Origin of the sequence: Acinetobacter sp. Ag2 (assembly GCF_001005515.1) — a bacterium.
Taxonomy (GTDB): domain Bacteria; phylum Pseudomonadota; class Gammaproteobacteria; order Pseudomonadales; family Moraxellaceae; genus Acinetobacter; species Acinetobacter bereziniae.
This window is the reverse complement of the sequence record NZ_LBNA01000057.1, coordinates 56,239-76,740: the sequence shown is the minus strand read 5'-3', so window position 1 is coordinate 76,740 and position 20,502 is coordinate 56,239. Positions and strand designations below refer to the sequence as shown.

The following is a 20,502-nucleotide window of genomic DNA, read 5'->3' as shown; positions in this document are numbered from 1 at the left end:
TCATGCAAATTCTCCACGAATAAATTGCTGAATCCTTTCACCGATCCAACGCATTACCGTAACCGCCATTGAATTTCCAAGGGCTTTATAGCGTTGTGTTGCTGATGCTTTATGTATTTCTGTATAGCTGTCAGAGAAACCTTGTAGACGTTCGCATTCAATCTCAGTTAAGTAACGTGCAATGTATTTATATACGACACTTGAGGGCACAATCCCTCCACCTCCGCTTGCGCGCAGCGTTCCGTTTATTTGTTTTGAAATTTTTGGGGTGGTATCAGCAATCATTGAGTATGCTGGCTGTTCAACTACAGCCTGTCTTATCGGTCCTCCGCCTTTTCCTCCACTTCTAAGAGTAGGTGCAATATTTTTAGTTAGATCACGTAAATAATCATTCTGAGAACCACAGTACAAAACACCATGTCTATCAGCCGTGGTAAGCGTTGGTGCTTGTTCTTCTTTAAAACCTATGCCTTGTCCACCCGAATTTAATGATCTACCTATAATATTTCCTTGAATACCGTAGGAATGAATAACATATCCTCGATCACTTCTACCTAATAAAGTTGGTGCTTTTTCTACAGTAATAGCTGAGTTTGCGTTAGTTCCTCCAACACCTATCACATGCTTTATATAGTAATCACCACAAAAAGCCTCTTGATTGCCTAACCATTTTTTCTGACCATGTGATGCAAGCAATGGAGGAACTATTGTTTGTCCGCTAACCGTTTCGCTTGTTCTGTTAGTGTATATTCCACTATTTGACGCAGAACCTTCCCCCTTGCTTTGGCTCTTCTCAATATCCCCAAACACGCCTTGGCGCTCAAATAGTATTTCGGTGATACATTCTGTTCGAGCACTTGCGATAACAAACACTCTTTTGCGTCGTTGGGCGAGTCCGAAATATTGAGCATCAAGGACTCGCCAAACGACTTGTCGAGATGGTCCAAACACACAACCAGCGTTTTTCCATCTTCCCCCTGGTGGTTGTAATTCACACCCTTCACCTGCAAGCCCTGCCAGTAAGCAACCGAAAGCGTTGTCTTTTGTGTTGAGCACTCCGGGTACGTTTTCCCAAACGGCAATGACTGGCTCAAGTCCTCGAACAAATCTGGCTGTATCAATTTCATTCGCTAATCTCACAAATTCAAGACTTAATTGTCCTCGATCGTCATCTAATGAGTTTCTTAACCCGGCTACAGAAAATGCTTGGCATGGGGTTCCTCCAACCAATATATCGGGTGCTTCTACTTCATAACTTTTAACTTTTTCAGCAATGGTGGTCATATCACCAAGATTGGGAGTATCGGGAAAGTGATGTGCCAAGACTTGGCTTGGAAATTTTTCTATTTCTGCAAACCAGACAGGCTTCCAACCGAGCTCATGCCATGCAACTGTAGCCGCTTCAATGCCTGAGCAAACAGATCCGTATTTCATATCGAAACACCTTTGCCCTTAGGTTTAAAACCAACGTCTGCAAGATATGATTTCCAATTTTGACGTTCTGTAGGATCTGATAGTTTTGCAGCAATGCGACCAGCAAGATTTTCGTATGACTCACCTGCAGAGCTGTACTTGCTCATAACTTCAGGATGGTGAGCAAGTTTGTTAGCGAACATGTACATCTGACTTGGGGATGCAAAAACTAGGAAATCAGGATTAGCGTTGTCAGATGAATCAACTGCAGGTGATTTTGAAAATCTCCCTTGAGAATTTGCAGAATTATGTTTTTCATATTTCAAATATGCTCTGATCAACCAATCAGCAAAAAAATAAACCATCATTTCATCTGAATGATTCTTTTCAGCGTTGTATATTTCAAATTGCTCTAACTCACGCTTAAACCAAGAAGCGTTCAAAATCTCGTCAACAGCAACCGAAGTATTGGAAGAAATAATTTGAGATTTTAAATTTTCAAAAGAAAGCCAATTTTTTTTATTTTGATAGTGTCTTTTGATAGTGTTACTTTGTGGGTTAAAATTCTTTACCACTTGCGGTAAAAATTCTTTACCACCTTTGGTTAAAATATTTAACCACTTGCCATTTGTAGTGGTAAAAATATTTGACCACTTCGGTAAGTTATCCACAGTTTTAAGGTGGTAAAAATTTTTAACCAGTAAAGATTTTTTACCACCAATATTTAAGTAGAAATCGACTGGTTTTTGAGCAATTTTTTCTCCATATCCGAAGTGGTAAAAATTTTTAACCAGCTCTTTTTTAAAGCGGATAAATGCTTTAACCATCACTTTTTTTGCAGGAAATTTAACCCATTCACCAAGATCATAACTATCAAGTAATGAGTAAACATTTCCGTATTTAGATTGATGATGTTTCTTAATTAATCCAACTTCCTCAAGCTCGTTCAAGCATCTAACGACCGTAGGCTTACTTTTCTTAGATAAACTCTCAAGCTGACGCAAAGAGAGCGCATCATATTCCTTTGCCCAACCACGTGTTTTGCGATTAATCAGTAAGTAGATCTTTACTGATGCATCGCTAAGCTTACCCATAGCCTCATCCACAAACGCATTAGCGACCATGAATGAATTGGGTATAAATTTACTCATGCTTCACCCACCTCTTCATTCACCTGAATGAAACGACCAAACATTAAAATTTTGCCAGCACGCAATAAACTCGAGATAATTTCACCGGCTTGATAAATAGTAATGCGGTGCTCCATCGTTAGAATTTCTATAAATTCATCCCGAGTCACTGCAGCATTTGATTCATCACGATTAATCTTGCGTAAGTTTGCACGGCGTACATTTAAAATTCCTTCTAGCGAATTCAATGCAGGTTCAAACCATGATTGCGTCCATTGGATCTGTTTATGCTCTGGAGCTTTTTGGAAGTGTTGATTTGTAGTCATGAAACCTCCGCTAATGCTTGTTCAGCATCTGTTAAACGACGATTGGCTTGGATTTCTATAGTTGTGGCTGGGCGAATCTCTTTTGATGCAACAATGATGTGGTGATTCTTTGATTTAATAGACCATAGTCGTTCTGTTGCTTTACCCTTCACTTCAAACAAATCATTTGAGTAAAAGGTTCGGCAAAGCTTGGAAAGAACCACCACATCACCTGGTAAAAAATCCACATCGAAACTTTTATGAGTAGGTAAATACTCATTTTCAGCTTTCTCAACAAATCCTTTACCCGTACTTGTAAACCCTGTCATTGAAGCAAAACAATCAATGCACATTTTTGGTTCTTTGATTTCACCGCCTTTGTATAAATTGTTTGATCCACAATCGATACAGGTCTGCGTTATGTTTACCTGCACCAGACAAGTCTTACACTGCTCGTCTTTAAATTCCGTGCATTTGCCAGCGCATGGATGTTTTGATATATTTGGGTTCTTCATTGTTTATCCTTGTGATGAATGAGCAGGAAAAGTCTGAGATGCAACCTCAGGCTTTTTTTGTGCCAATTGCTTTTTAAAAATCCTAAAAACATTTTTGAATACATTGGAGTTCATCGTTGTGTACGATGTATTCAATGTATACGTTTGTTTACGATCACTTTTATGCGAAAAATTAGACTCACCTAAAGCGATAAGGTTTTCAGCTATGAGTCTTTGTTTAATTGCTTCCCGAATCCAATCACTTCGATTTACACTATTATTTTCAATAACCTCGTTCCAATTTGAAGGAAGTCGTGTTGACGCCAAAACATCTAATTTTGGCTGCTCGATTACAACCGTTGTCATAAAGTTCTCCTATTGGTTTATATGTTCTTGTGTTGGTTTTGCTCTTAAATAATCAAAATCAGCATCAGGACAAAGATCATCACAACGCACTTGTCCTTGGCTTTCTCTATCAATAGCTATAGCAAGTGTTGCACTGCATTGTCTGACCCCACTTGCAACAAGCCTTAAATAGCCCAGACTTGTTATGCATCTGGTTGCAAAACTCTCTTTTGCCTGCTTTGTTGGTAAAGAATTGATGTAACTAGAAAGTGATTTTTTTGTAACCATCATTGCCAATCCTGTCGATAAATAATTTTATCTTTTTATATTATCTTTTGATAAATTTATTTGCAATAGGATAATTAGTATATTTAACTTTTGATTGTTATCATTTGATAATTAGTTAGCACATAAAAGTAATTGAAATGAATCTGAAAGAAATACGGCGAAGAAATCTACGAAACCTTATTGAAAAATTATCAGCAGATAAAATTTTTGATCGTAAAGAAGATTTTGCTGCAGCTGTTGATATCGATAAAACTTATTTATCACAAATGATTATGGATCCTACTCAAAAAGGTGCTCGTGGTGTAAGTGAAGCCAAAGCTAGACAAATTGAGAGTAAATTAAATCTTAGCCCTAATTACTTAGACACTTTAGACGACTCAAGTCCATTTGGAAAAAGCATCGTTGCTAATGGGGTAATAAGATCCTTAGCAGTAGATGAAGATGAAATGAATGAATATGTAATTCTTCCTATGTATGATGTGAAGGCTGCTTGTGGCCTAGGTTATACAAACGAAGAGGAATTAATTAAAGGTGGTTTAAGTTTTAAGCAAAGCTTTCTTAGAAAGATAGGTTTATCTCTAAATCATTTAGAAACGGGCATCTTAGATGGAGATGGTCAGAGCATGGAACCTACGATAAACCACTGTGATTCGGTACTTATTGATTTACGAGTTAATACTTTTGATCAAGTCATAAGTGGTAAAATTTATGCTTTTATTGCAAATAAGGAGTTAAGAATTAAACGTTTGTTTAAAACCATTAATGGTGGACTAAGAATAGTAAGTGATAATAATGATAAAACTACTTTTCCGGATGAAACATTACAACCTGAAGAACTCAACGCTATTCAAATTAAAGGTTGTGTAAAATGGAGATGTGGTGAGGTTTAATTTGATAAATTTCTTTACAAATAAGCTTGATAAATAATCAAGCTTTTTTATTGTCTTAATTTTCAATAATTTATCAAATAAGATAAATTATTTTATCTTTTGCTATTGTTATCAATAATATCTTTTGATAAATTCACCTCGTAGACAGCAAAAAGCCCCGATCAATTACCACACCGAACAGGGCTTTATACAATTACGAGGCAATTATGAACACAAAACCAAATTCAATCAATCCCATTGTTACACATCGTGTACAGCCTATGGGATTTTTCAAAGTCGCTGCAATAAGTGGTTTAGTCACTGTTGGTGCTGTTAGTCTTGCGTACGACCAGAAAACGACTGAATACAAGCCACCAGTAGCCATCCCAAATGTTACACCCTCTACTTACACCGTTGATGCTTTAAAGCTTACCTCTGAAACCTCAGGGAAAGCAGTTATCAAACTTGATAGCTTCCTAGTTTTAGTCAGCTTTGATTTTGAATCTCATCCAGATAGTTACGGCGTACCTGGTTCTGAATTCACAGCCGTTGATATTACCAATTTGGCGGTTGAAAAAATTACAGATGTGAACGGTAACGATTGGAATGACTTCACCGACTACAACGATCACAGAAATATCAATCAGATGATTGTTGGTTACATCGAACGAAATAAACTTGTGGAGGCAAACTAATGACCTCTACTACTCAAAAGAAAACTGAATTTATCAGCAATGAAAATGGCGAATTCCGCATGCGTATCTATTCATACGAATACATCCAAAAAGATGGCGAAATTTATCGAGTAAGTAAATCTGGCTATTTGTTTCTTATCGAATTTGCTGAGCACATAGAAAAGCCTTGGATTCGCATTAGCTTTGAACGTGAACGTAAATTTCAAAAGCGTAAAGCATTGGCTATTGGACTTCAAAATTCAAATATCCCCTCTTATGAACGTCGTGCGTTTAAAAAACGTATGGGCTGGGTTGGAGCATAATCATGACAAATTCGAATAATACAAATATGGATCTTTGGAATTCTTTATGCATAACAGATCCAAAGAAAGTTAAGCCGATTACAGGTAAATCTTATAAAGGTTCATCACCTCAACCTTATTGGTTAGTACAACGTGCTACAGAAACTTTTGGTCCTTGTGGTCAAGGTTGGGGAATTGAAATAGTTCAACAAGGTTTTCAGCAATGTAATACCGAAACAATGATGCATTATGCGACAGTCCGTGTTTGGTATATGCAAGACGGTAAAAAGTGTTCAGTAGAACACATGGGCGGAACAATGGCTATGTATAAAACCAGTACAGGTAAAATGATTTACGACGAGGATGCCCCTAAAAAATCAGTCACAGATGCAATGGTTAAGGCACTTAGTTTTATTGGTTTTGCTGGCGATATTTTCTCAGGCATTTGGGATGACTGGAAATATCAGGAAATGGCTGCAGCTCATTACAATGAACAAAAACAACAGCCCTCTCAAAATCAAAATAATCAACAAAACTCTAGGCAGACTCAACAACCTAATAGCAATCAAAACAACCAAACTAATGGTCAGCAACAAAAACCATTGGCTCAGCGTTTTAACGATGCACTTTTAGCTATAAAAGATGCGAAGAAGCCTCAGACGTTAGACAAAGCAATTAACACATTCAAAGGTACTCAATATGAGATTGGTATTTCGAATGCCTGTCGTGCACGAGCTGATCAAATGGGTTGGAATACAGCACCACCGATTAACCAAGTTCAACAACAAAATCAAATGCAGCACTGAGGAAAATAAAAAATGAATATTTTGAATGGAAATGAAGCATTTGCGGCTTTAATGGCTGGTAAAAATATTATGTGTCGCGCTGTTGGCGAATTGATGGACTTTGATGACTTAGATCAATTTCCTGCAACCGTGTTCGCAATGCCTGATTATGAGTTCTGTATCAAGATAGATGAGATATCAATAAATGGCTACACATTCTTAAAACCTTATTCATTGGAAGAACTTTCAGCAGGTCAAGACATTTTTTTACTTGGTAATACTGGGACCATTGTCAAAGGTCAATTTATTCCTGATTATGAAGAACTGGTATTAGCAGTAAAAAATGGATCTGTTCAACGTGATTTTGATAATGCTCAGAATCAAGCGAAAGCAATGCAAAGCTTACTTAGTATAAATAATGATTTGGTCTTAAAAGTTGTAGATTTTCATGAGTTCATGAAACCTGCAGCAAAATCCAAAAAAACTACACGTAAAAAATCCAATGATCCTCAGACTGAAAATTCAACGTCTGAGGTAAATGCTCATAAAAATGATCAGGAAAACATTACTGAAACAGCGCCTAAAATACGCCCTGCTTTTACAGTAGATGAAGTTGCTGAAATTGAATCAGATCCAACTTTAATAATTGAAAAATTTGCTGCGCAGATTGCAAGCTGTACGACTACAGAAGCTGTACTTTCATTACGCCCGGTGTTTTTTGCTAACGGAAATTTACAGCGTGAGCACACTCAACATTTATGTAAATTAACTGAAGATAAGTTACTCGAGTTAGATCCTGAACAATATTCGCCAAAAGTAATCAATGCTGATCATCAAATTTATATCGATGGTATTAATGCTTGTATTTCTGAGGAAGAAATTAACACCACCCTTTATGATTTGAATGATCAAGGTTTTAGCGAAGAACAAATTTCAGAAATTAATCTAACAAAAGTCTGCAAACTTGCTGAATTTCAGACAAAATTTCTTGAAAATATTCATGATAATCAATACAACCAGTTACTTACAGAACTACTGGAACGTGCTCAAAAATCTAACTCACCTGCTGAAGCGAATGCCTTGTATAAATACACAACTCAATGGTCTGAAGATCAGCGTAAACCATTGATCAATGCAATTCATAAACGATTAGCAGAATTAAGTCCTGATGCAGCGACTACAGCTGAGCCACCATCATTAATGGTGCAAATCCAAAGAGCGCCCGACCTAACAACTTTGGATGCATTAGAGATTGATGTTGCAAGCCGTCATCCAGACATTCAGCCAAAATTGATGGGTTTTGTCCGTGCACGTCGATATGAACTTGAAAATCCTAATTCAAAGGTAGTGCCGTAATGAAAAGACAAATTAAGGTGCATCCATTGATGAGTGAAGCATTTGTAATTTGGCTCACAAAAATTGGATATAGAGGTGTAACAGGAATTGAAGGGATTTCATTTTATTGCACTATTTCAAACAACTATTTCCCAAGAAATGTAATGATTTTTTCAAATGGTCGCATGAATAAACCTGCCATCAAACTGTTTGAAGAATTTAAAAAATATGACCCTTTTAATGAGGTGGCGTGATGGAAATTAAAAGTTTTGATATTGAAGGCTCTGTTGATGAAATTGCAGCACAGTTATTCAAGAAAATGATTGGACCTATCTTTGATCACCTAGCCCAAACAGATCCTGAGTTGGCTGTTGAATTTGGTTATAGCATTGCTGGTAATGGGATCGCTTGTTACATGAATAGTCCTAATGATGTATCAAAAGCGGAAAAGTTAATTATCGAATCTACACAATCTATGGCTGCTGATATTAAGCGCCATAGAAATAAAGTTTGCTAAACAGATTAAATAATTCGAGCAAAAATCTGCGCATTATCATCAAAAAATTAGGATTTTGCGCAGAAAAATGCACAAGTAATAATGAATTATAGAGGACTATTTTAAATGAGTAGATTATCAAAATTTGATCGAATGACTGCTGAAGAAAAGGCTCAGGAAGTTAATCGCTTTTGGAGTTCAAATGATGATGTTTGTTTTCCACCTGAGACAGTTGCCGCAGTCCTCGAAGTTTCACCATCTTGGCTACAGGCTAAACGTTGTTCAGGGGGCGGGATTCCATTCACTAAGATTAGTGAAAGAAAAATCCGATATATTAAAGCTGATATTGTAGATTACTATAACAAAAGAAAAGTTGATCACACATCAATGAATAGCGGTTGTTAAGACCGCTATTGTGTAGCCATAATGTAGCCTTTAAATCCAAAAATATTAGTTTTGTAGCCCTAAAGTGACAATGTAGCCTATATGTAGCCTAAATATACTCAGCTTAAAATTGCGTAATGTTGCATATAAAAGTATAGAATTAATTCACTAATTTTATTATGATTTTTGTATATTTTAATGTTGTATAATAAAGTATAAAATTGCACTTTTGGCGAATCTCCCTGAGAACTCATCGGGTTCAGGGTAACGACCATGCAGCGGCATCACCGGAGTACTTTTTTCTATTATAAAAATTTAATGTTTAAAATTCATTCTAGTTCTCTGACGAATCTCTTTATACTGTATCCTCTTAAAATTTTCATGTTTTGATTTATATGGTCATTTCGATTGTGTGATTCGCATAATCCTTACACTTATAACTCAACATCACATTAGGTTCTCAATTTAAGACCTGATACTTCATAAATACGTTCATTCAAACACAACACAGATCAACTTCATATTTTGACTTGAAAAACTTGATATTTTGCTAAAGCTTGATTGTGTCTATTTATGATTTAGCGCTTCATAGCAAAGATAGCCTGTTACACCACCACCCCCATCTTTCGGGTGCTGGATACCATCCATAACTGGAACTTTTTCAAAATCAAACGGTGAGACTCCAACGATACAGGAAACATTCACTCCAAACTGCTTAGGATTGGAGCGACGTTGATGAAAAGTATAAATTCCACAAACTGAACAAAAATAATGTGCTGCTTGTTTTGTGTTAAATCTATACTCTGTTAATTTATTATGACCCTCATAAACATTTATTCCTGAAAGTGGAGCAGACACGGCTACAGCTCCCCTCATACGACAAAATGAACAATTACAACGTCGTATTGTCTCAAAATTATCTGACAACTCTACGGTGAATTTCACTGCCCCACAGTGGCATTGCGCATTTAAAGTCATATTCATTCAGTTATTAAAGTCATGTTTATTATGTCTAAAATAAGCAATAACACTGAGAAAAAGCAAAATATTTCACTAATATTAGATAAAGAATCAATATTAATTTTCTTTATGGTTTTTCTTCAAATCTGGTCTTACCATGTAAATATTATTCTGCAATTCAAAAATATGACTTAAAGCCTTTGCTATAAATAAAATATTTTCTCTATGATCTAAATCAGGGACTTCTTGTATTCTTTTAGGAATACTATCCAGTTTCAAGGCAATCTCGTATAAATCTGAATAAATAGTTTCTAAGGTGCTCATTTATACTCTCTTACAGGAATTTTGGCTCATCACCTACAGGTCATTAAAAGTCATTTTTTAATCATAAATTCTATTCTTTTAAAATTATAAAAGAATAGTCGATCAATAAAGTCAACCATTTCTTGAATATTGATACTGCTTAGACAAATCTAATCATCTGAAATATTGCTATAGTATTTATCCGAATGACAAGAGTAGATGGATATAATGTTAATTCGCCTCGCCAGTGAAGCCGATCTCAAATATTTAATAGCGATTGATAGTGTTGCCTTACATGAGGCACAACGAGTATTACAAATTCACGCTTGGTGTGCTCAAAGTACATGTTTTCTTGCTGAAAAGGATGGCGAAATCATGGGTTATGGTGTTTTAAATTACCATTTCTTTGGATGTGGATTTATTGAAATGTTAATGGTTGGAGTATTACCTATCGACGTAATGGCATCGGACTTGCCTTACTGAATGGCTTGAAGTCAAAATGCCTACATCCAAAACTTTTCACCACCACCAATCGTTCTAATTTGCGAATGCAACGCTTGTTACGCACTTCTGGATTTATAGAAAGTGGTCAAATTGAAAATCTTGATGAGGATGATCCAGAATTAGTATTTTTTATCCCAATCCCCCAATAAGTTACTTTTAAGCAGTCGCATTTCCAACTTTTAGGGCAATCCGTCACTACTGCTTTCAGATTGAAAGGTGGAGCGATAGCTCGATATGATTTAATCAATGAAGACTACATTTATATATCAAATCATAAAGTAAAAATTGGTCATTTAGTTCTTGGGCTAATTGTTAGAATCAAATTGTGATTATTTACCACTTTTTATTGTTTGTAATAAGAAAATTAATTTCAAACAATATCAATGACAAATAAAAAAATACCCACTTGATGGAGTAAAGTGGGCGATAAAAACTGCGTATATAGTTGAAGCACAACCTTCAGCACTATGATTTGAATATGGCAAAGAAAACTTTAAAATTCAAGTTTATTTTTTACCCATTGGTAAATTTTTACGATCATTAAGTAACCAAAATGTAATTTAAAAAAATGATGATTAATACTTGGTTTACGTGTAAAAATAAAGTTTTGTTATTTCAATCGCTTGTAATTCCAATAGCTTATCAGTAACCCAAAACACATCATCTTTTCAATACGTTTAGATCCAACAAGATATAAGTAGCCCATTTTCAATGAAACCCTATGGGCTACTCATGAGAGATACTAAGTGTTCAACATCCAGACTTCAACTTTAGAATTTTTGAGAAATACTGAACTTATAATCGCGCCCTGTACCCGTCATATATTCACCTAAATACATTTTATAGTCTCGATTAAACAAATTATCTATAGAGAAATTAAGTGTTGGTCCTTTCTCACCCACAGGTTGCCAATCTGCATATACGCCATGAAGCGAGTAGCCTTTGGTTTTAGGTAAAGAAAAAGAAGATGCAGCAATTGATTTATCATTATCAGATAAACTTCTGTCTTGAGCCGCAACAAAAATTCCTCTCCATCCCATGGTTAAGTGATGCTCAGGCACATTTACCCCTAAAGTTGCTGTGGCTTTTTTAGGTGGGATATCAACCATCCATGTTTTTTGGTCAAACCATGGATTCACAGGTGAATTATCACGTTGCCCACGAATATATGAATAAGTTAAACCAGCAAACCAAGTCGGTTGATTGTAGAAAACTTCAGCTTCATAGGCTTTAATGGTGTAATCGGTAACGTTTCGATAGAAACCATGATTGTAATTACCATTGCAGTCTTTAACACTGCCCTCACCTGTACTTGCATTATTTTCTGCTTGGGCTTGGCAAAAGGTTGAACGGTTTCTAAATATTTCGTCAGCACCACGATTGCGATGATAGGTCAATCGTACTTGCAGATGATCATCTGTACTGAACAAATCATCAAAATTCATTTCATTACCGATACGTATCGCCAGCATTTTTTCAGGAAGCAAATAACGACTGGTCGATGGAACAGTGGTTGCCGCTGATTGCACATAATACTGCTCATCAACACGAGGAGCACGCCATGTCTTACTCACATTGGCAAACCATGTCATGTAGTCTGTTTGCTTCCAAGACATTGCCAAACGAGGTGACCAACCTGTATAGGTTTTACTTGAGTAATCGTGTCCTGCGCTAGGATCATTATAGCGTGATGCTCGATTGGGTTTGCCTGTGTTTTCAATATGATCGTAACGTAACGATGGTGTGATAATGATATTATTGAACTGATATTGATCTTCAACAAATGCGCTCAACATTTGCTGATCGCCTGCTGGCATATAATTGGGTTCATAATAGCCAAAATTATAATCAGGCTTCTTCACATTGTTTTTATCAAAAATCAGGGAATTTTGTTCCATCTTTTGATATTGCGTACCGACTTTTAACTTATGAGTACCATATTTAGTTTCTATATCACTGATATTACTGAGTTTGAATGCTGTATTGGTATAGGTTACCCAACTTTCATTGCCTAAAAGTGCTGCTGAACCATTTACGCTTGGTAGTCTTTGGTCATGCTGATAGGTTTTTGAATATGAAGCAACCGCTTTGAGATTCAAATATGGATTGTTTGCTGGATTAAACTCATAATTTGCTGAATAACTGGTATCTTCCTGATCACGATAAACCAAACGTCGTTTCCATGCTTCATCATAGCCATATTTTGCAATATCTGCCTGTGTAGGCACAGCATCCTGATCACGCATGGCAGCAAAAGGCTCCCAACCCTCATGTCCGCTGCGCATAGCATTGATAGAGATTTTATGTCCATCCGCAGGATAAAAATTAAGTTTTGCTAAGTAGGTCTCTTGCTCTTGGGCAGAGTATAAAAATGTACTGCCATCTGGACGTTTAACATTACCACTGTCCCGGTTGGTATAATAAAACAAGCCATCTACTACACCATTATCAGCTTTACCATATACCGCACCTGTGTAGGTATTTTGGCGATTATTTGAATATCGAGAATACTTTAAAAAAGCCCCTACATTTTTATCTTTATCTAACAAATCTGTCGCATCTTTGGTTTCTAAAGTAACCTTCCCACCAAAACCACCATTTCCAACTTCAACATTATGCGGACCTTTATCTACAGTGATTTTCTTTAAAATTTCAGGTTCTATAAATACCGATCCCTGACGATATTTATCAAAACTTTTTACAGAATCATCTAAAGTAATCGGAACATCTGCGACCCCACCCATACCCAGAATATTGATCGTTTGACCGCCGGGGCGAGGAGATCCAGCAGACCCAACACTTGGCATGTTGTCTAAGAGTTGTGCCACATTATTGGCCTGATAACGATCAATTGCTTTTTGGTTTAAAACACTTTGTCCAAACTTAATTGTATCTTTTTGAACGGCTTCTACCACAATCGGCGTCATTTGATAAATTTGATTTTGCCCATTCTGATTTGAAGGCAGATTTTTGTCTAAACTCACTTTTTCATGGTTAATTACAGGGGCACTTTCAACACTGGGCTTTTCCATTAATACATAGCCAGCTGAAGTTTTTTGGATTTGAAAGGGGGTATTTTGAACCAACATTGTAAATATCTGGTCTAAGGTGTATTTACCTTGGATACTTTTAACTTGGTAACGATTGGTTTTGTCGGAATCAAGCAATAATGAAACATTGGCTTGTTGTGCCAAACTGTTTAAAGCTTGAGTGAGTGAACCACGCTGCACTTGATAGAAAGTCATGGGCACAGCAGTTTCTGCGTAAATTTGTGTACTGATGACTCCCATAGACAAGGCTATGGCAGCGGTCAATGCGAGCGGTTTTATGGCATTTCGATATAAAGACTGGGACATTTTGAAGCCACCTAAAGTCAAATGATAATCATTCACTTCATTCAGTTAAAAAAAATATGTGTTCTAACTTATATGACGAAGACCATCCAAAAAAACCGCAATGAATGGTCATTTTTTTTAGAAGACACTGTTTAAACGTTTTATCACTCTGCATTTATTGCAATCACATGTTGCCCTATTTTTTTGATTTTTAAAGGATACTGTGTTGCCAAGAGTGCAAGTGTCTGTTCCAAATCTTGTTGAGTATTAATCACACCGCTCACTTTGTATTGCGCTAAAGTTGCTTGGTTAAATAATAAATATTGGTGATGATAGCGCCCTAAACGGCTAAGTAAATCTGACATTGGTAAATCATTCGCCAAGATTTGCTGTTTCTGCCAAGCGAATTCTGTTGATGCAGTATCTATTTTAGTTATCTGGCTTAAACCTTGTGAATCCGCTGTGATATTTTCACCTTGCTGAACTACTTTAGACAAAGGAGCTGCCTGCAAAGCCGTCGCTTCGACTTTAGAATGCAGCATATTCAATACACTGCGCTTTGGATATTGATTCACAATAAAGCGAGTTCCTAATGCCTTATAATCTGCTTGTGGCGTGTGGATAATCAGTGGTCTATTTGGATCTTTGGCAACATCGATATAAATGTCACCCTGAACTAAGTCAATTTGGCGTTTATCTGCTTTGAAATCCAATTTAATTGCAGATCGTGCCCCCAAAGATATTTTTGAGCCATCCTCCAAAGTGAATGACTGCATTTCACCTGTATCTGTTTTTAAATCAGCTGTATAGTAAGAGAATATTGTTGAGTGATAAGCAAAATATGTTGCACTTCCTATACTTAAACAAAGTACAAAAACTTTGGTAAATAATTTCTGGATTTCCGTTTTACTCTGCTGACTGATTTGCATAGAGTGATGAACATTCTGACTGGAAATACCATGTGTCATCGAAAGCTGTTGCATCGTTTCAGAAAAACTCAGCATTTCATCTAATTGATCCTGATATTCAGGATATTGATTGCGCCAAAGATCAAATTCAATCTGAGCCTGACGGCGCTCCTCTTGATCATCCGCATTTAAGCGAACAATCCACAGCGCCATATCTTTACGCAACTGTTTAGCGTTCATCTTGCTCCAGCTCAAGCAGATTATTTTTCGCTTTGTAACATAGTTGTAGACATTCAGCTAAATACAATTGCGTACTACGCAATGACCGACCAATCTCTAAGGCAACCTCACTTTGACTATAACCTTCAAAGTAATACATGATAAAAGCCTTACGCATCAGTGAGGTGGTATTTTGTAGCGCAACCGTCAAAAAGTCTAAAATTAACACTGCTTCTTCGATTTGATTGGATGACAGCAAGCTTTCTTGTTCATCTACGTGTTGCTTTACGGTCTCTAAATAATTTTGCTCTAAGATATAACGACGGTGTTTATCAATAAGCAAATGTTTAGCCACATTGACCAAATAGGCTCGAGGTTCTTGAATGGAAAATAGCTGTTTGGTTTGCAACAATTTTACAAAAGTATCTTGAACCAAATCAGCTGCGCTAAATGGATACTTGATCCTTAAGCTTAGCCACTGACGAAGCCAATCATGATGATCCAGATACATTTCTTGCAGTAACTGCTGACGTGATTGAGTTGTGGGAGTCTGAATCATAAAATGTAGTACGCAAATACAAACAATAATAATTATCGTTTACACAAAGACTTTTGTAAATGCTCTAATCGACAACTTTTTGTCCTTTATTGAATAGACTTTTCTTAGAAATTAATTGATAATGATTATCAATTGCATTGTTTGAAATTTGGTGAATATTGTGGAACAGCCTACTCTAGCAACAGAAGCCATCCGAGCATTTTTCACACTACAATGCTGTTGGCTAAATAATGAAGAAATTTATCTTGAAAAAGGTTGTTTACATTGTGGTTCTGCAGCCACCTATTTAATTTACTTTACCAATACGCCGATCCAAAACTTATTGTTGAATTTTATTCAAAAATACAATTGTCATCATAGCCGTAAATTGGACTTACTTGATCTGTTAGATTTTGAAGAACAATACAATGATTTCCTGCAAATCTTAGAAAACGCTGTTAACAGTTACGCTTGCCAATATCAAAATCGTCCAAGAGTACTTGCCTTTGAACAGGTTGATTCTATTTTTGAGCGAGAAGCTGCCGTTGCATGTTAAAGCGCTATATATTAAACCGTAGTAAGCCAAATCAATACACGGCTTAATTCTCAAAGCTTCAACGATGACTCAAATCATTGAAGCTTATAACCGTGCCCTGCTCTCTTTGATCAATTAAAAAATCAAGCATCATAAATCATATTGAAAGCGCCCTATTCTCAAAGAACAAGGCGCAGATGATCAGTTGATTTCTGTTGAAATGCTGCATGATTAAGATAGCAAAAACAATACTTCTCAATCCGGTTAATCAAGCCGATTAGATTTTTATATTTACACCGACTTGAAAACCACGTCCAGGAAGCGGTGCAATATATTTTAACGGCGAGTTTTGTGGTCTTGCATCTTCATTCAATAAATTCGATCCATTTAAAAATACGTCCATACTGGTTTTTTGTAGTTTGAAGTGTTTTTGAATTTGAAAATCCATCATGTTATATGCTGGCAATGGTACTTCTTCAGACACGCTTTTTCCCAAATATTGAGGCTTATCATAATAGATACTGGATAATCGTGCAGACCAATCATTTTGTGCCCATTCAACACTCATGCCATAACGGTTGGTTGGCATATTGGGTAAATAGTTTCCGTCATTAAACAGACTAAACTGATTCGGATGAAGGTTTTTATTTTTAACAAAATCGGCAAATGCGGACAGCACAACTGAACCATAGGCATTTAATTCAACTTTTTGTTTTAAATCAACTTCAAACCCTGTGATTTCAGCATCTGTCTGTGTCCAATATTTAAGCGGTAAACGGTTTTGAGTCTGCACACCTGAATGGGTTAAGTATAAGTAATTGTCATATTTCATTTTATAAACAGTGGCAGTTAAATTAAAATTTTGATAATTCAATAATCCTGTCAATTCTAGATTTTTCGACTTTTCTGCTTTGAGCTTTTGATTTCCTTCCTCTTGCATCATGGTAGAGTAGTGCGCATTACTCGCATAAAGCTCATTGATTTCAGGCGCTCGATCTGAAACCGAATAGCGTAATTTTAAGCCCAATAAATCATTATATTTGAAATAAGACCCAAAGCTATAACTGTCTAAATCAAATTCAGTATTCTTTAACTTAGTATTTGGTGAGTTTCTTGCTGTTTTAAAATCACTCGCTTGAATTTTGTGTTCTACTTTTTCATTACGGTAACCTGCATCTAATTCTAGCCAGTCAAAGTCTAATTTTTCCTTAATAAATACTGCTTGTGTTCGAGTATCAACATGAGGTAAGTAACGTAATTTCCCTTGTCCTTCAACTCTACGATCTATTTGATTTAGACCAACAAAACCACTCCAAAATTCGGTTGGTCGATGTTTAAGTAATAATTCTGCTTGTTGTGTATCAAATTGATAACGATTGGCCATCCCAGTACCCAGATACTCAGCAGAGGTATTGACTGTTTTACTGGCATTAAACTGAATTTGATTGAGCAACAATGGGCTAAAGTTAAGTTCACTCGCAAGTGAATATCTTCGTTGATCCGTTTTAACCCCTACTGGGACACTTTCACTGGTCGATTGAAAGGATTTATTTTCAAGAGAAAATCCCGGAACACCGTATTCACTTTTTTTCGAATCAGCACTGAGTCCGATATATCCTTGATCAAGAAAATATGTTGTGCCTACTGCAAAATGCTGATTGTCTAAGTAACTGTTTCCAAGCTTACCGCTATAGTTCGGGGTAACGTCCTTATTAATTTTATTTTCCGTAAACTGTTTGCTATTCGGAACATAATTGGGATTTACAGGATTGGTATAAGTTTTCCCACTCCATACAGATGTTGGCTTGTCTGTATAAAAAGAAAATGTACCATCTGCCCAATCTGGATTTTCTGTCATGAATTGGTCAATATATGGCTGTGATGCCGTGTTATACACCTGTTGAATTCGTGCTTCTTTTTGGCAAGCATCAGCTAAACCTGTATTCACTCCACCTGTTGCAGGAAATAATGCGCTATTACAGACTTTTGCTTTACCGTTACCCGGAATTTTATATGCCGCAATCTCTTGCGTCGAAAATAAGAAATTGGTCGAAAAATTCTTTTGGTTATTTAAATTTAATTTAAAGCCCTTTGCATCAAAATCATTCCAGCCCTTTTTAGCGACAAGTTCCAGTTCAGTTTTTTTTTCAGGAAGCACTTGATCAATGATTCCTGTATCAATGTCCACACTCCCACCAATAGCATTCCCGCCATAACGCACCGTATCAGAGGATTTATTGACCGTAATTGATTCGCTAAACAATGGATCAAATGGAATATTAATATTGCCACTGATTGCATTCATTCCATAAAGCGATTGACCATTTTCTAAAATCTGTACCCGATTGCCGCCTAAACTACGGATGATTGGTGCACCAGCATTTGGACCAAAAGCACTACTTTGCACTCCTGAAACTTGCTTTAAGGCATCTCCTAAAGTTTTATTGTCCGCATTTTTATTTTTTACAACTACAAGATCTTGTTTAAAAATGTCTGTTTCTGCATCTACTCGAATGATGGGTAAAACATTGAGCTCTTTATTATCCACTGCATAGGCAGGAAAGATCGGTAAAGAAATTGCAATGGCTAAACTATGACGACGCACGATGATATATCCAGATTGTAATTTATTGTTATGTTATAACATTACATTTAACTATTCAACGACAATAATCTTGATGATTTATCCAACAAATACCATTTTGATAAAAAAAATTTTAATAAGTATTTGATCTAACTTAATAATTTAAACAATTGATGCTATCTATGAACAAATTTCTTTGTTCTGAAATGCTGCATCGCTGAACTGATACTTATATTGATGAATTAAAGTTGATTTTTAAGAGCTTAAGTTAAAATATCAGTTTAAAAACGATGTTCTAACTTTAAGCTGATATTGTGTTTATCATAGGAATACAACCACTCTACATTACTGTTATTTTGATTATATTGATAAGTAAGATTCGGTGTTAAACCGTAAAAACCCCAACGCGGCGCACTTAAAATCAAGGTATAGTTTTGTTCAAAATCATGTCGCCTAGTCTCTAATACAGGCGTAAATTTATCAAATTGACGCCAACGAAAAGAACTAAATAAATTGGTGTTAAAGCCTGCGGTAAAATTTTTGGACAACCCTAAACGTATTCCTTGTTGTTGATATGCTGTGAAATATTGCTCTTGGGTATTATGGTCAACGAAATCGAGTCCACCAAATAAGGTCCAGTTTTTTGGTAAAATTTTCCAAAAAGTTGAATAGACAGAATATTCCGTGCCATCCTGCCCCTTATACTGAGAATAGTTCATATCTTTCATTTCAGCCTCTAACTTGACGGCTTTATCGTTGGAAATAAAGCGCATCCACTCGCCTCTTAACCCATAAGCACTGTAGAGTGGATCATGTGCATAGTATTTATGTTCAAATACAGGAGCAACCAAGACTTGATTACGTTCATTATAAAAACTATAACCCGCATTTAAATTAAAAGTTAATTCATTATAATCTGTCTGTTCTGGGTAAACTTGACCATAGAATAATCCACGTAAAGCAATACCATGCTGCCCAGAAAGTGACCAACGCTTGGTTAAAGTGGCTTCATAATCCAGACCTTGCGCACTGATCGCATCTGGTGTACCTCGCTTTAATTGTTCGACAGGCACGACTTCCTTGGTTTCTGGGTCAATACCGTAATAGGTCACGATGTCGTATTTATCCGAAGCGTTATTGATATTATTGGCATAACGTGAACCAAAAGCTAAAGAACCTTGCCATGCATCACGTTGTTTAAGTCCTTTAAGATACATCTCTACAGTTTGAAGAATACCTTGAGCAGCAGGATCGGTAGACATAGTTAATTGAGATTGAATCTGCTGAAATAACTGCAGTCCTTGCTGATTTTTCTGTTGTTCGGTGTAGACACGTGCCAGCTCAAGCTGTGTCATTAAATTATTGGATTGAATCTTTAGACTGTGTTGTAGTTTACTTTCAGCTAAGCTTAAATTTCCCTGTGTTCGTGCCATGACGCCTTCAGCGAATTCAGTCAAAGCCTGATCATAATTTGGAAATTTTTTATATTTTTCTAAATAACGTAAAGCGACTTGCCATTGTTTTTGCATCACCGCCAAATAAAGCGCATAAGCAACTTCTGCGGGTTCATCCTTCACCATATATTCCTGACCTTGTATGATCAGATTCGGTAATGCTTGGTCTTTTTTGGGATCATCTGATTTGAGTAGTTTCTTATCATTTTGATATTGCTGCTGACTAATTTCCTGATTTAGCCTGATACTGGTATCATCCGCTGCATAGACAGATTCTCCACACAGTACCGCAACGCCAAGCAATACTATTTTTTTCATTGATCACCCTATAAAATAAAAAAA

Annotated in this window: 23 protein-coding genes; 10 read left to right on the top strand and 13 right to left on the bottom strand. The window is 36.3% G+C overall.

Annotated elements, in window-relative coordinates; all coding sequences use genetic code 11:
- The 6 genes from AAV97_RS17200 to AAV97_RS17175 form a co-directional block, all read right to left on the bottom strand.
- A complete protein-coding gene (locus AAV97_RS17200; RefSeq protein ID WP_046761214.1) occupies window positions 1–1,434 on the bottom strand; it encodes a DNA cytosine methyltransferase in 1,434 nt (477 codons plus the stop codon).
- Entirely contained in the window at window positions 1,431–2,564 is a 1,134-nt protein-coding gene (locus AAV97_RS17195; RefSeq protein ID WP_046761213.1) for a hypothetical protein, read from the bottom strand. Before AAV97_RS17195 ends, AAV97_RS17200 begins: the two co-directional genes overlap by 4 nt.
- Window positions 2,561–2,869, bottom strand: coding sequence for a hypothetical protein (locus AAV97_RS17190; protein WP_046761212.1), 309 nt, complete (start codon window positions 2,867–2,869; stop codon window positions 2,561–2,563). The genes AAV97_RS17195 and AAV97_RS17190 overlap by 4 nt, the downstream gene beginning before the upstream one ends.
- Window positions 2,866–3,096, bottom strand: a complete 231-nt coding sequence (locus AAV97_RS17185) for a hypothetical protein (protein WP_046761303.1) — start codon at window positions 3,094–3,096, stop codon at window positions 2,866–2,868. Before AAV97_RS17185 ends, AAV97_RS17190 begins: the two co-directional genes overlap by 4 nt.
- Window positions 3,097–3,366: 270 nt before the next feature.
- Window positions 3,367–3,708, bottom strand: a complete 342-nt coding sequence (locus tag AAV97_RS17180) for a hypothetical protein (protein ID WP_046761211.1) — start codon at window positions 3,706–3,708, stop codon at window positions 3,367–3,369.
- A 9-nt stretch (window positions 3,709–3,717) separates the two neighbouring features.
- Entirely contained in the window at window positions 3,718–3,978 is a 261-nt protein-coding gene (locus AAV97_RS17175; RefSeq protein WP_046761210.1) for a transcriptional regulator, read from the bottom strand.
- 134 nt (window positions 3,979–4,112) lie between these two features.
- Between AAV97_RS17175 and AAV97_RS17170 the strand changes: the two genes are divergently transcribed.
- From AAV97_RS17170 to AAV97_RS17135, 8 genes are all read left to right on the top strand, one after another.
- A complete protein-coding gene (locus tag AAV97_RS17170) occupies window positions 4,113–4,865 on the top strand; it encodes a S24 family peptidase (protein WP_046761209.1) in 753 nt (250 codons plus the stop codon).
- Window positions 4,866–5,071: 206 nt separating this feature from the next.
- Window positions 5,072–5,539: a hypothetical protein gene (locus tag AAV97_RS17165; RefSeq protein ID WP_046761208.1), complete on the top strand. Its 468-nt coding sequence runs from the start codon at window positions 5,072–5,074 to the stop codon at window positions 5,537–5,539.
- The gene (locus AAV97_RS17160; RefSeq protein ID WP_046761207.1) at window positions 5,539–5,841 is read left to right on the top strand and encodes a hypothetical protein; all 303 of its coding nucleotides are present in this window, start codon (window positions 5,539–5,541) and stop codon (window positions 5,839–5,841) included. Before AAV97_RS17165 ends, AAV97_RS17160 begins: the two co-directional genes overlap by 1 nt.
- 2 nt (window positions 5,842–5,843) lie before the next feature.
- Window positions 5,844–6,626, top strand: coding sequence for a hypothetical protein (locus AAV97_RS17155; RefSeq protein WP_046761206.1), 783 nt, complete (start codon window positions 5,844–5,846; stop codon window positions 6,624–6,626).
- Window positions 6,627–6,638: 12 nt separating this feature from the next.
- Window positions 6,639–7,961, top strand: a complete 1,323-nt coding sequence (locus AAV97_RS17150; protein ID WP_046761205.1) for a hypothetical protein — start codon at window positions 6,639–6,641, stop codon at window positions 7,959–7,961.
- Window positions 7,961–8,194 (top strand): hypothetical protein, encoded by a 234-nt coding sequence (locus AAV97_RS17145; protein WP_046761204.1) that lies wholly within the window; start codon window positions 7,961–7,963, stop codon window positions 8,192–8,194. The genes AAV97_RS17150 and AAV97_RS17145 overlap by 1 nt, the downstream gene beginning before the upstream one ends.
- Window positions 8,194–8,457: a hypothetical protein gene (locus tag AAV97_RS17140; RefSeq protein ID WP_046761203.1), complete on the top strand. Its 264-nt coding sequence runs from the start codon at window positions 8,194–8,196 to the stop codon at window positions 8,455–8,457. Before AAV97_RS17145 ends, AAV97_RS17140 begins: the two co-directional genes overlap by 1 nt.
- A gap of 105 nt (window positions 8,458–8,562) precedes the next feature.
- Window positions 8,563–8,841 (top strand): helix-turn-helix domain-containing protein, encoded by a 279-nt coding sequence (locus AAV97_RS17135; protein ID WP_046761202.1) that lies wholly within the window; start codon window positions 8,563–8,565, stop codon window positions 8,839–8,841.
- Between the two features lie 546 nt (window positions 8,842–9,387).
- On the opposite strand, the gene AAV97_RS17130 is transcribed toward AAV97_RS17135, so the two are convergent.
- Together AAV97_RS17130 and AAV97_RS17125 are read right to left on the bottom strand one after the other, a co-directional pair.
- The gene (locus AAV97_RS17130; protein ID WP_228136562.1) at window positions 9,388–9,798 is read right to left on the bottom strand and encodes a GFA family protein; all 411 of its coding nucleotides are present in this window, start codon (window positions 9,796–9,798) and stop codon (window positions 9,388–9,390) included.
- 99 nt (window positions 9,799–9,897) lie between these two features.
- Complete coding sequence (locus AAV97_RS17125; protein ID WP_009586519.1) at window positions 9,898–10,104, bottom strand: hypothetical protein; 207 nt, start codon at window positions 10,102–10,104, stop codon at window positions 9,898–9,900.
- 198 nt (window positions 10,105–10,302) lie between these two features.
- Here AAV97_RS17125 and AAV97_RS21475 point away from each other — a divergent pair, with 198 nt between their 5' ends.
- The gene (locus tag AAV97_RS21475) at window positions 10,303–10,566 is read left to right on the top strand and encodes a GNAT family N-acetyltransferase (RefSeq protein ID WP_228136561.1); all 264 of its coding nucleotides are present in this window, start codon (window positions 10,303–10,305) and stop codon (window positions 10,564–10,566) included.
- A 791-nt stretch (window positions 10,567–11,357) separates the two neighbouring features.
- Here the strand turns inward: AAV97_RS21475 and AAV97_RS17115 are convergent.
- From AAV97_RS17115 to AAV97_RS17105, 3 genes are all read right to left on the bottom strand, one after another.
- Complete coding sequence (locus tag AAV97_RS17115) at window positions 11,358–13,943, bottom strand: TonB-dependent hemoglobin/transferrin/lactoferrin family receptor (RefSeq protein ID WP_046761302.1); 2,586 nt, start codon at window positions 13,941–13,943, stop codon at window positions 11,358–11,360.
- A 143-nt stretch (window positions 13,944–14,086) separates the two neighbouring features.
- Entirely contained in the window at window positions 14,087–15,070 is a 984-nt protein-coding gene (locus AAV97_RS17110; RefSeq protein WP_046761200.1) for a FecR family protein, read from the bottom strand.
- Window positions 15,060–15,608 (bottom strand): sigma-70 family RNA polymerase sigma factor, encoded by a 549-nt coding sequence (locus tag AAV97_RS17105; RefSeq protein ID WP_046761199.1) that lies wholly within the window; start codon window positions 15,606–15,608, stop codon window positions 15,060–15,062. Before AAV97_RS17105 ends, AAV97_RS17110 begins: the two co-directional genes overlap by 11 nt.
- 160 nt (window positions 15,609–15,768) lie before the next feature.
- Between AAV97_RS17105 and AAV97_RS17100 the strand changes: the two genes are divergently transcribed.
- Window positions 15,769–16,143, top strand: a complete 375-nt coding sequence (locus tag AAV97_RS17100) for a hypothetical protein (protein ID WP_009586476.1) — start codon at window positions 15,769–15,771, stop codon at window positions 16,141–16,143.
- 256 nt (window positions 16,144–16,399) lie between these two features.
- Here AAV97_RS17100 and AAV97_RS17095 read toward each other — a convergent pair whose 3' ends face one another.
- Together AAV97_RS17095 and AAV97_RS17090 are read right to left on the bottom strand one after the other, a co-directional pair.
- Window positions 16,400–18,727 carry a TonB-dependent receptor gene (locus AAV97_RS17095; RefSeq protein WP_046761198.1) on the bottom strand — a complete coding sequence of 776 codons (2,328 nt, stop codon included), beginning with the start codon at window positions 18,725–18,727 and terminating at the stop codon, window positions 16,400–16,402.
- A gap of 260 nt (window positions 18,728–18,987) precedes the next feature.
- Window positions 18,988–20,478, bottom strand: a complete 1,491-nt coding sequence (locus AAV97_RS17090) for a surface lipoprotein assembly modifier (protein ID WP_046761197.1) — start codon at window positions 20,476–20,478, stop codon at window positions 18,988–18,990.
- Window positions 20,479–20,502: the final 24 nt, after the last annotated feature.